At 43.5% G+C, this 14,312-nt stretch carries 14 protein-coding genes; 10 read left to right on the top strand and 4 right to left on the bottom strand.

Annotation, left to right across the window (positions count from 1 at the left end; translation table 11 throughout):
• Positions 1 to 235: 235 nt before the first annotated feature.
• Together pnp and nlpI are read left to right on the top strand one after the other, a co-directional pair.
• Positions 236 to 2,359 carry a polyribonucleotide nucleotidyltransferase gene (pnp, locus tag VHA01S_RS12325; RefSeq protein WP_023404703.1) on the top strand — a complete coding sequence of 708 codons (2,124 nt, stop codon included), beginning with the start codon at positions 236 to 238 and terminating at the stop codon, positions 2,357 to 2,359.
• A 119-nt stretch (positions 2,360 to 2,478) separates the two neighbouring features.
• On the top strand, positions 2,479 to 3,387 hold the full coding sequence (nlpI, locus tag VHA01S_RS12330) for a lipoprotein NlpI (RefSeq protein ID WP_023404704.1): 909 nt from the start codon (positions 2,479 to 2,481) through the stop codon (positions 3,385 to 3,387).
• A 126-nt stretch (positions 3,388 to 3,513) separates the two neighbouring features.
• Here nlpI and VHA01S_RS12335 read toward each other — a convergent pair whose 3' ends face one another.
• Both VHA01S_RS12335 and ubiU read right to left on the bottom strand, forming a co-directional pair.
• Positions 3,514 to 4,386, bottom strand: coding sequence for a U32 family peptidase (locus VHA01S_RS12335; protein WP_023404705.1), 873 nt, complete (start codon positions 4,384 to 4,386; stop codon positions 3,514 to 3,516).
• 13 nt (positions 4,387 to 4,399) lie between these two features.
• Positions 4,400 to 5,413, bottom strand: a complete 1,014-nt coding sequence (ubiU, locus tag VHA01S_RS12340; protein ID WP_023404706.1) for a ubiquinone anaerobic biosynthesis protein UbiU — start codon at positions 5,411 to 5,413, stop codon at positions 4,400 to 4,402.
• 194 nt (positions 5,414 to 5,607) lie between these two features.
• Between ubiU and ubiT the strand changes: the two genes are divergently transcribed.
• From ubiT to VHA01S_RS12380, 8 genes are all read left to right on the top strand, one after another.
• Positions 5,608 to 6,141, top strand: a complete 534-nt coding sequence (gene ubiT / locus VHA01S_RS12345) for a ubiquinone anaerobic biosynthesis accessory factor UbiT (protein WP_023404707.1) — start codon at positions 5,608 to 5,610, stop codon at positions 6,139 to 6,141.
• A complete protein-coding gene (locus tag VHA01S_RS12350; protein WP_023404708.1) occupies positions 6,131 to 6,634 on the top strand; it encodes a GNAT family N-acetyltransferase in 504 nt (167 codons plus the stop codon). The genes ubiT and VHA01S_RS12350 overlap by 11 nt, the downstream gene beginning before the upstream one ends.
• A gap of 4 nt (positions 6,635 to 6,638) precedes the next feature.
• Positions 6,639 to 7,043, top strand: a complete 405-nt coding sequence (locus VHA01S_RS12355; protein WP_023404709.1) for a DNA polymerase III subunit psi — start codon at positions 6,639 to 6,641, stop codon at positions 7,041 to 7,043.
• Complete coding sequence (gene rimI / locus VHA01S_RS12360) at positions 7,036 to 7,479, top strand: ribosomal protein S18-alanine N-acetyltransferase (protein WP_023404710.1); 444 nt, start codon at positions 7,036 to 7,038, stop codon at positions 7,477 to 7,479. Before VHA01S_RS12355 ends, rimI begins: the two co-directional genes overlap by 8 nt.
• Before the next feature lie 330 nt (positions 7,480 to 7,809).
• The gene (gene hcp / locus VHA01S_RS12365) at positions 7,810 to 9,471 is read left to right on the top strand and encodes a hydroxylamine reductase (RefSeq protein ID WP_023404711.1); all 1,662 of its coding nucleotides are present in this window, start codon (positions 7,810 to 7,812) and stop codon (positions 9,469 to 9,471) included.
• A 72-nt stretch (positions 9,472 to 9,543) separates the two neighbouring features.
• Positions 9,544 to 10,527, top strand: coding sequence for an FAD-binding oxidoreductase (locus VHA01S_RS12370; protein WP_023404712.1), 984 nt, complete (start codon positions 9,544 to 9,546; stop codon positions 10,525 to 10,527).
• Positions 10,528 to 10,657: 130 nt separating this feature from the next.
• Entirely contained in the window at positions 10,658 to 12,247 is a 1,590-nt protein-coding gene (gene prfC / locus VHA01S_RS12375; protein ID WP_023404713.1) for a peptide chain release factor 3, read from the top strand.
• A gap of 99 nt (positions 12,248 to 12,346) precedes the next feature.
• Positions 12,347 to 13,183 (top strand): LysR family transcriptional regulator, encoded by an 837-nt coding sequence (locus VHA01S_RS12380; protein WP_023404714.1) that lies wholly within the window; start codon positions 12,347 to 12,349, stop codon positions 13,181 to 13,183.
• On the opposite strand, the gene VHA01S_RS12385 is transcribed toward VHA01S_RS12380, so the two are convergent.
• Together VHA01S_RS12385 and VHA01S_RS18500 are read right to left on the bottom strand one after the other, a co-directional pair.
• Positions 13,180 to 13,875, bottom strand: coding sequence for a hypothetical protein (locus VHA01S_RS12385; RefSeq protein WP_023404715.1), 696 nt, complete (start codon positions 13,873 to 13,875; stop codon positions 13,180 to 13,182). The genes VHA01S_RS12380 and VHA01S_RS12385 overlap by 4 nt on opposite strands.
• Positions 13,876 to 13,967: 92 nt before the next feature.
• The coding region (locus VHA01S_RS18500; protein WP_023404716.1) for a hypothetical protein at positions 13,968 to 14,312 on the bottom strand (345 nt) is incomplete at its 5' end.

The raw sequence follows: 14,312 nt of genomic DNA on the forward strand, positions 1-14,312 counted from the left end.
AAATTCTAACGCCGTTGTCGAGCATTTTAACAAGCTAGAATGACCAACTATTTAGTACGATTGGTATAACTATCGATCCAAATCATTACAGTCACAGATGTCGGCCACTAGGTCGCGACTATTACAAGTAGATTAAGGTGAAACCTCAGTCTATTTTTACTAGTCGCGATTGGTAATGTTTTGGATTTTCACTAGATAATTCTATGGCGTAACGTCATGGAACAAGGAAACAAGAATGTTCGAAAAACCAGTTGTTAAGACTTTCCAGTACGGTAACCACACCGTTACTTTAGAAACAGGCGTAATCGCACGTCAAGCTACTGCAGCAGTAATGGCAACAATGAACGATACTTCTGTATTCGTATCAGTTGTGGCTAAGAAAGAAGCAGTAGAAGGCCAAGATTTCTTCCCGCTAACAGTAAACTACCAAGAGCGTACTTACGCTGCAGGTAAAATCCCTGGTGGTTTCTTCAAGCGTGAAGGTCGTCCTTCAGAAGGCGAAACACTAACGGCTCGTCTAATCGACCGTCCAATCCGTCCTCTATTCCCAGACGCGTTTAAAAACGAAGTTCAGGTTATCGCGACAGTAATGTCTGTAAACCCTGACGTTCAACCAGACATGGTGACTATGCTTGCAACTTCTGCAGCACTGTCTATCTCTGGTGTTCCTTTTAACGGTCCTATCGGTGCGGCACGTGTTGGTCATATTGATGGTGAGCTAGTACTTAACCCTTCAATGACTGAACTTGAATCTTCTAAGCTAGATCTTGTTGTATCTGGTACTGAAGGCGCTGTTCTTATGGTTGAATCTCAAGCAGACAACCTAACAGAAGAAGAAATGCTAGCGGCTGTTGTTTACGGTCACGACCAACAACAAGTTGCTATCCAAGCAATCAACGAATTTGCAGCTGAAGTGGCTACTCCGTCTTGGAACTGGGAAGCACCTGCTGAAAACACTGAGCTTAAAGCAAAAATTGCTGAGCTAGCGGAAGCTAAATTGACTGAAGCTTACCAAATCACTGAGAAAATGGCGCGCTATGACCGCATCCATGTTATCGCTGATGAAGTAAACGCTGCGCTACTTGCTGAAGACGCAGAACTGAATCCAAAAGAGATTCACACTATTTTCCACGACCTAGAAAAAACAGTAGTACGTGGCCGCATCATTGCTGGCAACCCACGTATCGATGGCCGTGAAAAAGACATGGTTCGTGCGCTAGACGTACGCACTGGCGTTCTTCCACGTACACACGGTTCTGCATTGTTCACTCGTGGTGAAACTCAGGCGATCGTTACTGCAACTCTTGGTACTCAACGTGATGCACAAATCATCGATGAGCTAACAGGCGAGCGTAAAGACAACTTCCTACTGCACTACAACTTCCCTCCATACTGTGTAGGTGAAACTGGTTTTGTTGGTTCTCCTAAGCGTCGTGAAATCGGCCACGGTAAACTGGCTAAGCGTGGTATTGCAGCGGTAATGCCTTCTGTTGAAGAATTCCCATACACAGTTCGCGTAGTATCAGAAATCACAGAATCTAACGGTTCTTCTTCAATGGCTTCTGTATGTGGTACTTCTCTTGCTCTTATGGATGCAGGTGTGCCAATCAAAGCGTCTGTTGCGGGTATCGCAATGGGTCTAGTTAAAGAAGGCGACGACTTCGTTGTTCTTTCTGACATCCTAGGCGACGAAGATCACCTTGGCGACATGGACTTTAAAGTAGCCGGTACTAACGACGGTATCACTGCACTGCAGATGGATATCAAAATCGAAGGTATCACTAAAGAGATCATGCAGATTGCTCTTAACCAAGCGCAAGGTGCACGTAAGCACATCCTATCTGTAATGGATAACGCTATCTCTGGTGCTCGTGAAGAGATTTCTCAATTCGCTCCACGTATCCACCAAATGAAGATCAACCCTGAGAAGATCCGTGACGTTATCGGTAAAGGCGGCGCAGTAATTCGTTCACTTTGTGAAGAAACTGGCACAACTATCGAAATCGAAGACGACGGTACAGTGAAAATTGCTGCAACTTCTGGTGAGCAAGCGCAAGATGCAATCGACCGCATCAAAGCACTGACTGCTGAAGTTGAAGTAGGTACTATCTACATGGGTAAAGTTGCTCGTCTAGCTGACTTCGGTGCATTCGTTACTATCCTTCCTGGTAAAGATGGTCTAGTACACATCTCTCAAATCGCTGACAAGCGTGTTGAGAAAGTATCTGACTACCTAACTGAAGGCCAAGAAGTTAAAGTTAAGGTTCTAGAAATCGACCGTCAAGGTCGTGTACGTCTAAGCATGAAGGAAGCGGTTGAAGCTCCTGCAGCAGATGACGCAGCACCAGCAGCTGAATAATATTGATTTTTAAGAAAAAATCGATAAATGCATAAATAAAGAGGAGCTTTTTAGCTCCTCTTTTTCTATGCTAAAGGAATCCCCATCGAATTCGATGGCTCACAGGGAGGTAGTATTTAGTGAAATGGTTTAGTGTGCTAATAGCAGGGCTAGTGCTGGTTATGTCTGGCTGTTCAAGCATGGGCGGTAAAGATAAAGAATGGGCACCGCCACCAATGGCCGTTCCCTTACAGCCATCAATTCAACAAGAAGTGCAAATTGCTCGTGCTTCACAGTTACTGCTGCGCAGTGATATTACTGACGAGCAAAGAGCGGAACTGCACTTACAACGCGGTGTGTATTACGACAGCTTAGGCTTACGTGAACTGGCTCGTTATGACTTTAATCAGAGCTTATCCATTAACCCCGCGCAAGCTGAAATATTCAATCTGCTTGGTGTGTACTTTACCCAAATAGGGCAGTACGACGCCGCTTACGAAGCATTTGATTCTACATTGGAGTTAGATCCTGGAAACCAATACGCAGAGCGCAACAGAGCGATTGCACTCTACTATGGAGACAGAATTGATTTAGCACTGGATGATATGACCAAGCACTATGAGGACGATCCTAGCGATCCTTTCCGCGCTATGTGGTTGTACATCATTGAGATGAAGTCTAACCAACCGGATGCAGTAGCAAAACTAGAACAACGTTATGCTAAAAGAGACCAACAATGGGGTTGGGCTTTAGTGGCAATGATGCTAAATAAAATCTCTAACGATGAAGCTATTTTAGAAATTGCCTCTGGTGCAAAAGACAACTTGATGTTGGCACAGCGCCTAACGGAAACTTATTTCTATATGGCGAAGCGCTATCAATTAGCGGGCGAATACAACGAAGCCGTTAGTTTGTATAAATTGTCTTTGAGCTTTAACGTGTATGAATACGTTGAACACAGATACGCCTTCTTAGAACTGGGCCGCATCTTTTCAGAGGTACGTGCTGAAAGGCAAGAGCAGTTAAAAGAAGAAAGCGAGAAAGAATAGCTTTAGCTTAAAGAACTAAGCTTAAAAACTAGCTTAAAAAACTGAGCTCAATATGAAAATACCGCCCTCAATTAATGAGGGCGGTATTTTTCATTTAAGCATTTTATTCGCTATTGAAGCTTAATATTAGCGCAGTTCAAGCCCTGCAATTTGATGCCAGTAGCCGTTACATTGACGGTCTTGAATTTGTAAAGGTTTAGTTCCTTGCTCATTGGCTCTAAAGGCTTCGACATTATCGAAGGTGTCTATGCCTAGAGGGCTCAAACGCACCACATCGACCAAACCGTGCATTGATGGAATGTCATTGCCTAAATTGTAGCAATAGCCTGACTGAGTCTGGATGCCGTTTAAATTAAACACGGTTTGACCCTCTTGGCTATCCACCTTAAGACCGGTTGGGTATTTTATACAGCAAGTCAGACAATCATCTTTCGCTTTGTTTTCGGCGCGAGCGGTAAAGCAGCGAGCGGAATACGCTAGTGGTAGATAGCCGTGACTGAAGACTTCCACTTCAAACTTATTACGAATACCAAGTTCATCGCATTGCAACAAGGTGTTGTTTAGCCAATCACGAGATAACTCTACCGGCATACACCAACGAATCATGCCTTGTTTTAGGAATAGATTAAGGGTGCGCGCATTGTAAGTGTTAACCGCTGGGCCAACGACAAAAGGTACGCCTTTTTCGTGCGCTAGCTGGATGCCTGATACATCGTTGGCTTCAATGGCAAAGTCGCCATTGTCGATGTACTTTTTCATGATATTGACTTCGCTCGGCGCTTCTAGCAATGCCATGGTTGATAGCACTACCTGCTTACCTGAGTTAGAAAGATCTTTAGCAATATCAAACCAATGCTGTGGTTTGAGTTCGCGGCGTTTTGAACACACCGATTCACCTAAATAAATGATATCCGCGCTAGATTGCTTTGCTTGCTCATAAAAGCTTTCAACGTCTTGTTTTGGCCAAAAATAGAGTAGTGGCCCTAATGAATATTTCATATTAATTCTCCAACTACTGCCATTTACGATGGTAGGCACCAAGGGTGGTTTGTGTTCCTTCAGATACATTGGCTAATGCTCTGTCCCACTCAGGTTGCACTTGATAGTTTTCTGGGTTTCTTTGGTAAGCATCAATTGCCGCGCGCCAAGTGCGAGTAACTTGCTCAACATAAGCAGGGCTACGTTGACGACCTTCAATTTTCACCGAGGCCACTTTTGCAGCAAACAGCTCTGGCAATAGCGATAACGTGTTCAAGCTAGTAGGCTCTTCTAAGGCGTGATACAGCTTATTTTCGCCGTCGATTTCAGTGTTAAAACGGCCTTTACATAAGGTCGGATAACCTGCGTTTTCGCCCGCTGCATAACGATCAATTAAGATCTCATTAAGGCGAGATTCTAGACCTGAGTCAGTTTCTTGCCAGCGTACGTATTTGGCTGGGGAGCAAGCGCCCACTGTGTTAGGAGATTCACCGGTTAAATAAGAAGAGAGATAACAGCGACCTTCGGACATGATGCAAAGGCTACCAAAGGCAAACACCTCTAGCTCTACATCTGAGGTTAGGTTTCGAGAAAGTTGTTTAACTTGATGAATTGACAATACGCGAGGCAATACCACGCGTTTCACGTTGAAGTTGCTGTGATAGTAATCAACAGCTGCTACATTGGTGGCAGAGGCTTGTACAGAGAGGTGCAGCTCCAATTCCGGATAGTGAGTCGCGGCATATTCCAATACGGCGATATCCGCAACAATTAAAGCATCAATGCCGTTTTGAGCTGCCATATCAACGGCATTAGTCCAACGCTCAAAACCAGCAGGTTGAGCAAAGGTATTTAAAGCAACATGAATTTTTTTGTTGGCGTTATGCACATATTGAACAGCTTTTTCAAACTTTTTTCCGTTGAAATTGAGTCCGGCAAAGTGGCGAGCGTTAGTGTCATCTTTAAAGCCGACATAAACCGCATCAGCACCGCAATCAATAGCAGTTTTCAGTGCAGGTAAGTTACCGGCAGGGCAGAGTAGTTCCATAATTCTGAGTAGTTCACTGAGCAAATAGTAAGGAAGTTTAACGATTGATGGCGTAATGAGAATTGATATGGGGCAGTTTTAATAGCCAGTTGACTGTTTTTTGAACGGCATATCTTGGAGTTTGACTAAACTCAGTTCATTTCTGTCATTTATTCAGTATCATGAGCGACATTATACGGATGAGAGACATAACTGTGCTTGAGAAAGTAAGACAACAATTAGTAGTGAATGCCGCGAATATTTTTCGTATTCCTGCCAAGTTAATGCCCGCTAAACTGCAGAGCTTTACCTTACTAGAAGGTTTGAAGCTAGTATTCAAGGAAGCATTAGAAGATGGCGACTTTGAGTTTCTTGAAGGTAAATGGCTTAAAGTTTCTGTCAATGATATGGATCTAAGTTGGTTTATTAGCTGTGAAGAGGGTCAGTTATTGGTCAGCACTGAGCCAAAAGAACATCAAGTGAGCTTTAGTGGTTCATTAAATGATCTTGTTCTCATTGCGGGCAGAAAAGAGGATCCGGACACGCTATTTTTCCAACGCCGTTTAAGCATTGAAGGTGATACTGAACTAGGGTTAGAGGTTAAGAACTTAATGGACAGTGTTGATCTTGATGCACTACCAAAAGCGGTGAAAACAGCCTTAGAGCAATTAGCTACTTTTGTGGCAAAAGGAGTTCAGACTTCTTCTAACGTTACCACTTCGGTAAGAGAGACTGAAAATGCTTATTAGAACAGAAGCACCGGCGGACAATTTAGGGATCTTAGCATTGCTAAAGCATGCATTTCCTACTGATGCGGAAGCCAATTTAGTCAACACATTACGTGAGAACGGCAATATTACGTTAAGTATTGTGGCTAGTGATGACGAAGGCCGTGTGATTGGTTGTGCGCAATTTTCGCCTGTTACTTTGTCAGGTAATGATTATGGCTGGCAAGGGCTTGCCCCAGTCGCTGTGCATGAAGATTATCGCAATCAAGGCATTGCTGAGCGCATGATTAAAGAAGGCTTAGACTCGTTACTAGAGTTTGGTTATAGCGCTTGCGTCGTGTTAGGCGATCCGGCTTATTACTCTCGTTTTGGTTTTGCTCATTCGGAAGGAAAGCGTTTTCGCTGTCAGTGGGATTTACCCGAAGATGTTTTCCAAGTGCTCGATTTAACTGGAGAAAGCTTTGCAGGCTTATCTGGCCTTATCGAATACTGCCAAGAGTTTGATCAGTTCTAAGACCATGCCAAATTTGAACTCAAGAGAAAAACTACTGGCTGAAATGGATATTGAGCAGTGGCAATTGCAGCATGCTGAGCGCCTTGAAGGTTATCAGCAACCTGCCATCTCTTTGCCCGATTCGGTGAAACTGCTGTTTGTCTCACCATTGATTCCAGCAGGCCAAGATGCCGAATTCTTACAAAAGGTGTTAAAGGCAATGCAGTTGCAATTGAGTGATTGTCGCCATCTTTATCCTAATCAAGTGTCCCAACTTAGCCAGCACCAATTACAGTGGGTGTGGTTTAGTGCCTGTGCCCCTATCGCTGTTGAAGGTGTAAAGGAGATCCATTCTCCGGCCTTATCAGAGATTGATGGTCACAACCAAAACCGTCGCCAACTATGGAATCAAATACAAAATAATGCCTAATCTTATCCCGTTAGCTTCAAAGCACTTAGACAGTGTATGGCAGATAGAATCCACAGCGCACACTCATCCGTGGAAGCGCTCAATGATCGATGATCTTGCCAGTCGTGGCGCAATGCATTTTGCTTTTGAAGACGATGAGCAGTTGGTTGGCTACTTTTATGCACAGAATATTGTCGGTGAAGTGACATTGCTCAATATTGCGGTCGCCCCAGAAAAACAAGGGCAGGGCATTGGTACCCAGTTGATAGAGTCTTTTATTGAATTATGCGAAAGCCAAGATGTAGAAAGTATTTGGCTTGAAGTGCGAGATTCTAATAAAACAGCGCAGACACTGTATCTCAATGCGGGCTTTAACGAAGTTGATAGACGCACCAATTACTACCCAACAGCCAGTGGTCGAGAAGATGCCATTATTATGAGCTACCTCTGCTTGTAGTTGAGCTTTTATATTTCTCGAAACGACATAAAACAGGTGAATGTATTCACCTGTTTTTTCTTATATTGAACCACAAATTCCTTTTCTAAAATTCATCAATAAATAACGGCTTTAACGTTGCTCTCATCGCTGAAAAATCCGCCACTGTTTTATCGCACATTTCTATTTTTTGTAAGTAAATGCAAACACTTATCATCTACCTCTGAGTTTGCTTGATCTAGATCAAATGATCGTTAAGTTGTAATTTAAATGCTTCTTTTGAATGACGCTAACGACTAACATTTTGCACCTATAAACATATATTTTAAATATTACTTAAAGGAAGGTTAAATGTTCTGTATTCAGTGCGAGCAAACAATGCAAACTCCTGTTGCTAGTGGTTGTCAGTATGCGATGGGCATGTGTGGTAAAACCTCAGAGATTTCTGACTTGCAAGACGTGTTGATTTATATTCTTCAAGGTGTCAGCGCATACGCAAATGCAGCTCGTAGCTTAGGTGTGGTTGATGTAGAAGCCGATGCTTACGTACCTCAAGCATTCTTTGCAACACTAACAAACGTGAACTTTGATGATGCACGTTTAATCGAATACACAGAACAAGCACTTTCTTACAAAGCACGCCTAAAAGCGGCTTATGAAGCAGCATGTCTAACGCAAAACGTAGAACCTAAAGTTCTAGAAGGTGCGGCTCAATTTACCATTGAAGCAGAAAAAGTAACGCTACTAAACAAAGCCGCTGACGCCGCGCTAAACCACGACGTAACTGAAGTGGGTGAAGACATTCTTGGTCTACGTCTACTTGCACTATACGGCCTTAAAGGTGTAGCAGCGTACATGGAACACGCACGTATTCTTGGTCAACAAAAAGAAGACGTTTCTGCTGAATTCCACCGCATTATGGCTCGTCTGGGTGAGAACCCAACTGAAATGAACGAGCTACTTGAACTTGCTATGGCATGTGGTCACTTGAACTACAGCGTTATGCAAATGCTAGATCAAGGTGAGACTGAAGCATTTGGTCACCCTGTACCGACTAAAGTCAACATGAAGCCAATCGCAGGTAAAGCGATTCTAGTTTCTGGTCACGACCTAATCGACCTTAAATACATCCTTGAGCAAACTGCGGGTAAAGGCATCAATGTTTATACTCACGGTGAAATGCTTCCTGCACACGCATACCCAGAGCTTGGTGGTAAACACCCTCACTTAGTAGGTAACTACGGTAGCGCATGGCAGAACCAACAAAAAGAATTTGCTAACTTCCCTGGCGCAATCGTAATGACATCTAACTGTCTGATTAACCCAGAAACTAATGGTTATGCGGATCGCATGTTTACTCGTAACATCGTAGGCTGGCCTGGCGTTGAGCATCACACTGGCCATGACTTCTCTGCAGTTATCGAGAAAGCATTAGAGTGTGAAGGCTTCAAGTTTGATGAGATCCCTCTTTACACAACTACTGGTTTCGCACGTAATGCTCTAATGGAAGCAGCACCTGCAGTTATCGAACAAGTGAAAGCAGGCAACATTCGCCACTTCTTCCTTGTTGGCGGTTGTGATGGTGACAAAAAAGAGCGTAACTACTTTACTGAATTCACTAAAGCAGCACCTCAAGACACACTAATCCTGACTCTAGCATGTGGTAAATTTAAGTTTAACGATTTAGATTTCGGCGATGTGAACGGCATTCCTCGTCTATTAGATGTGGGTCAATGTAACGATGCATACTCTGCAATTCAGTTAGCTCTTGCACTGGCTGATACGTTTGAGTGTGGTGTAAATGAACTACCTCTATCTCTGATCCTATCTTGGTTTGAGCAAAAAGCGATTGCTGTACTGCTTACTCTACTTGCTCTAGGCATTAAAGATATCCGTGTAGGTCCTACGGCTCCTGCGTTCTTAACTGAGAACCTTCTGAACCACCTACACGAGCAAACAGGTCTACGTTTGATCACAACTGTTGAACAAGATCTTGCTGACATCCTAGGTTAATTCCTAAATAAACCAATCACACAGAGGAGCCATTGGCTCCTCTTCTTTGACTGCAAATAATGAGTTTTAAAGATGCAACTGACCTGCACTGATATTCGACACGACACTTCTGATGTAACCACCTACTGGTTTGAAACTGACAATGCGTTTGATTTTATCCCCGGACAATTTCTGCCTTTGGAAGTGGATATTGAAGGTACCACACACCAGCGATGCTACTCTCTAGCGTCTTTGCCGGGTGAAAAAAAGTGTAGTTTGACCATTAAGCGTGTGGCGGGTGGACTGGTATCTAACTACCTTGCAGACAGCTTTGCGGTAGGTGATTCACTGAGTTGTAGCAATGCGGCGGGCGACTTCCACCTTAACCTTGTCGATCAGCAACCTTTGCTGATGTTAAGTGCAGGTTCTGGTGTGACTCCAGTTTACTCTATGCTGCAAGCTCGTTTAGCTGCTGATGCAGACGCTGATATCGTGTTTATTCACAGTGCAAGCACTCCAAGTGATCGCATTTACGTGCAAGAGCTTGAAGCACTGGCGGAAAAGCACAGCAATTTAAAACTGGTTTGGGCGGTAAGCCGTGAGCATGACCAAACTCTTTATCATGGACGTTTAAGCCAAGCGCTTTTGCAGTCTGTAGTGCCTGATGTGACCTCTAGAACCGTACTTATGTGCGGCCCTGAAGCATACATGGAATCAGCAAAAGCATGGTTTGCAGCGCTAGGTATTGCACCTAGTCAGGTTCATAACGAGCAGTTTCAAGCAGCAATTGATTTAGCGACGAATGCTTCTGATGCACAATCGCACACTTTGACAGTGAATGGCTCAGAGGTGTCTATTGCCGGTGATGAATCAGTACTTGATGCGCTAGAAAAAGAAGGGTTACCTATTTTTGCTGCTTGTCGCGCAGGTGTGTGTGGCAGCTGTCGCTGTAAAGGCGATAAAGATAAGTTGGTGAGCGTGACAACTGGCCCGCTCAGCGAAGAAGACATAGAGCAAGGTTACTTTCTTGCCTGTGCCAGCCAAGTTAAAGATGATATGTTTGTCGAAATCGGCTAGTTTTTAGACTGATTTAACGAAGGCTCAACCTAAGGTTGGGCCTTTATTTTATAGATAGATTGTGAAATGGCGCAGAATCAGCGAAAATAGCGCCAATTTTCGCCAGTGCACCAACCTAAAGAATTCGAATATGACCAATAGTCCATTTCAGCAAGAAGTGAGCAAGCGCCGTACGTTTGCGATTATCTCTCACCCGGATGCGGGTAAGACAACCATTACCGAAAAAGTATTGCTTTTCGGCAACGCGATCCAAAAAGCAGGTACGGTAAAAGGTCGTGGCTCGAACCAGCATGCAAAATCTGACTGGATGGAGATGGAAAAAGAACGTGGTATCTCGGTGACTACCTCCGTAATGCAGTTCCCATACAATGAGTGTTTGGTAAACCTACTCGATACTCCAGGACACGAAGATTTCTCGGAAGATACTTACCGTACGCTAACCGCAGTTGACTCTTGTTTGATGGTGATCGATGCCGCGAAAGGTGTCGAAGATCGTACTCGTAAATTGATGGAAGTTACTCGCCTGCGCGATACGCCTATCGTAACCTTTATGAACAAATTGGACCGTGATGTTCGCGATCCAATGGAAGTGCTTGATGAGGTGGAAAGTGAATTGAGCATGGCATGTGCACCAATCACTTGGCCTATCGGTTGTGGTAAAGAGTTTAAAGGTGTTTACCACATTCATCGTGACGAAACTATCTTGTACGAATCAGGCCACGGCCATGAAATCCAAGAAGTACGCATTATCAAAGGCCTGGATAACCCAGAGCTAGATACTGCGGTAGGTGAAGACCTAGCAGAAAGCGTTCGTGAAGAGCTTGAGCTTGTGATTGGTGCTTGTCCTGAGTTTGACCAAGAGTTGTTCCTTGCGGGCGAACTGACGCCAGTCTACTTTGGTACCGCATTGGGTAACTTTGGTGTTGACCATATGCTTGATGGTCTGACTAAGTGGGCGCCAGGCCCGCAAGATCGTGAAGCCAACGAGCGTAAAGTAGTAGCCACAGAAGAAAAATTTTCGGGTTTTGTGTTTAAAATCCAAGCCAACATGGACCCTAAACACCGTGACCGTATCGCATTTATGCGCATCGTATCAGGCACTTACACGCAAGGCATGAAAATGAACCATGTGCGTACTGGTAAAAACGTCAGCATTTCTGACGCGGTTACCTTTATGGCTGGCGATCGTGCTCGCGCTGAAAAAGCGTATGCGGGTGACATTATCGGTCTGCACAACCACGGCACCATCCAAATTGGTGACACCTTCACCCAAGGTGAAGGGCTGAAATTTGCTGGCATTCCTAACTTTGCGCCAGAATTGTTCCGTCGTATTCGCCTAAAAGATCCATTGAAGCAAAAACAATTGCTCAAAGGTCTAGTACAGCTTTCTGAAGAGGGTGCGGTGCAGGTATTCCGTCCACTGCAAAACAACGATTTAATCGTTGGAGCGGTAGGTGTACTGCAGTTTGATGTGGTAGTAGCGCGTCTTAAAGCGGAATACAACGTAGAAGCTATCTATGAAGGCGTTAACGTTGCAACCGCTCGCTGGGTTGAATGTGATGACGCTAAGAAGCTAGAAGAGTTTAAACGTAAGAACCAAACCAACCTAGCCTTGGATGGTGGTGACAACCTTTCTTATGTTGCGCCAACTATGGTTAACCTAAACCTAGCCAAAGAGCGTTTCCCTGAAGTTGAATTCCGCGCCACTCGCGAGCACTAATTTACTTTACTGAACAATGAATACACGTAATTAAAAGAAGCCAGTTGCATACAACTGGCTTTTTTGTTTATCTGTAAACATCAGGCAAAGGAGATACTGGTGTTTGACCTCAATTTAGTTCGTCCCTTCTTATCGGTTTATAAGCTTGGCACCATTACCAAAGCGGCCGAATCTTTAGAATTAACCCAACCTGCGGTAAGTTCTGCCATCAAACGCTTTGAAAACGTACTCGGGTATCCGCTGTTTATTCGAATGGGAAGAAAAATAGAGCCAACCCCGAATGCTCATCAATTGGCGAATCAACTGAGTATGGCTCTCGAGTTAATGGATGGCGCGGTGGCATCAGAACAAAAAATGATTGTGTATGCGGGCATCAATGCTATTAGCATGCTGCCTGAAATGCCCAACATTCAATTATATGAATCCCCGAAAGCAGAGCAGGATGTGTTGCAAGACATCAAACTCAATAAAGTGGATTTGGTGATTGATTATAATCTGCCAAGAGATTCTGGGCTTAACTTTGAACCTGCATTTACTGATGAGTTAGTTTTGATGTGCGATAAAAACCATCCCACGATTCAAGACGAAATTACCATGCAACAGTATTTAGAAGCCGAGCATGTAACGCTAAAGCTCTATCGACAAAACTCTCAGATTGTGGATTTTTTGGCGGGTAAAAGCCTGTCGAGAAAAGTGGCCATTGAGGTAGGTAATATGACCAATATTATTATCAGTACTCAAGGGACAAATTATGTTGCAGCTATCGCTAAAAGCATGGCTTCAATAGCTGAGCAGTTGGGGTTAAAGATCATCCAACCGCCATTTCATATGCGGAAGGTGAATTTTGAATTCACCTATCATAAAAAGTATCAAAACAACGCCACCCATAAAGCACTGCGTGAGCAACTAAAAGTGTTGCTGAATAAACCGAATTAGAAGTCGAATGTGAGACCAAACTCTATGGTGTCTTCGCGGGTTTCATCTCTGTATGTAGTGTAAGTTATCGATGGTCTAAGGTATTTTAGATTTATAAATGCGACGACTTCATGAAAGATTTCATTGGTATTTTTTACTTGAAATGTTTCATCTAGATTCGGGAAATAGTACTCATTTTGTTTGAATCCAATTTCTTGATTGAATTTGTAGAGTAAATCAATATATTTAATTGGACTCCAGATGATTCCAGCAGAGTAATCAATAGAATCAGACAAAGACTCAGTAGGGCAGATCTCTTGAAAGTTGGCAAAACAGCGCTCTGATTCGAACTTATAGTTGTAATTTACATCACTAATTAGAGTCCATTTTTCATCTAACATCTTTGCAATAAAAATGCCGGTAGAGAGTTTATACTCACTAACAGTAAAGCTATTTTCCGTGTAATAAGTTTCGCCACTCCAGATTGAATATCCCGATCCTACTTCCCAGTTTAAATCCGTGTCAATATCACCAAAAACACGCAATCGTTCCGTTACGTAATAGTTACCATCTAAGGTAGCAACCGTAGAGCCATCATACTGAGAAAAGCTAATACCAAAAATATCGGTAAATTTTTCTATTGTATTAACCAAACTTGTGTCAGCGGCAGTTGAAAGAGAGACGAACAATGACAAGAAAGCAAAAATGCGCATAGCAGTACCTAGAAGATAGCTTAAGAAAAAATCCCCTCAATTGAGGGGATTGTCTTGGGTTATATCAATTGCAGTAAGTAACGCTCTAGTGGTTACTTTTTCAGTGCAGCCAAGCGATTTTTAACTTTGCTTTTAAATTGCTTCAATTTGCTTTGGTTTACGTTTTTGATCTTTTCGTTGACTAAATCTTTAGTCACGACAACGTGATCACCGTCGGTAGGGTTCCAAATAACTTCAGTTCCAGTATTAAATAGGGCACCCATAGACTGACCATTCTTTTCTATGTAATAAACACCGCCTCGTTCAGTAACGGTAATGCCGTCATAACCAGGTTTAGTCGGGTCAACTTCTAGCGGTGGTTTGCCGTTCACTAAATCTTTAGTGATGTGGATAGGCTCGCCGCCGCCAACAGAAGCGTAGTACCACTCACCTTCAGT

Source organism: Vibrio halioticoli NBRC 102217, from assembly GCF_000496695.1.
In the GTDB taxonomy this organism is placed as follows: domain Bacteria; phylum Pseudomonadota; class Gammaproteobacteria; order Enterobacterales; family Vibrionaceae; genus Vibrio; species Vibrio halioticoli.

Coding starts and splice junctions, on each gene's coding strand:
- rimI (WP_023404710.1), top strand. CDS start 7,036: ATGCCTAATCTTATCCCGTTAGCTTCAAAGCACTTAGACAGTGTATGG.
- hcp (WP_023404711.1), top strand. CDS start 7,810: ATGTTCTGTATTCAGTGCGAGCAAACAATGCAAACTCCTGTTGCTAGT.
- VHA01S_RS12335 (WP_023404705.1), bottom strand. CDS start 4,386: ATGAAATATTCATTAGGGCCACTACTCTATTTTTGGCCAAAACAAGAC.
- VHA01S_RS12385 (WP_023404715.1), bottom strand. CDS start 13,875: ATGCGCATTTTTGCTTTCTTGTCATTGTTCGTCTCTCTTTCAACTGCC.
- prfC (WP_023404713.1), top strand. CDS start 10,658: ATGACCAATAGTCCATTTCAGCAAGAAGTGAGCAAGCGCCGTACGTTT.
- VHA01S_RS12350 (WP_023404708.1), top strand. CDS start 6,131: ATGCTTATTAGAACAGAAGCACCGGCGGACAATTTAGGGATCTTAGCA.
- VHA01S_RS12370 (WP_023404712.1), top strand. CDS start 9,544: ATGCAACTGACCTGCACTGATATTCGACACGACACTTCTGATGTAACC.
- pnp (WP_023404703.1), top strand. CDS start 236: ATGTTCGAAAAACCAGTTGTTAAGACTTTCCAGTACGGTAACCACACC.
- VHA01S_RS12355 (WP_023404709.1), top strand. CDS start 6,639: ATGCCAAATTTGAACTCAAGAGAAAAACTACTGGCTGAAATGGATATT.
- ubiU (WP_023404706.1), bottom strand. CDS start 5,413: ATGGAACTACTCTGCCCTGCCGGTAACTTACCTGCACTGAAAACTGCT.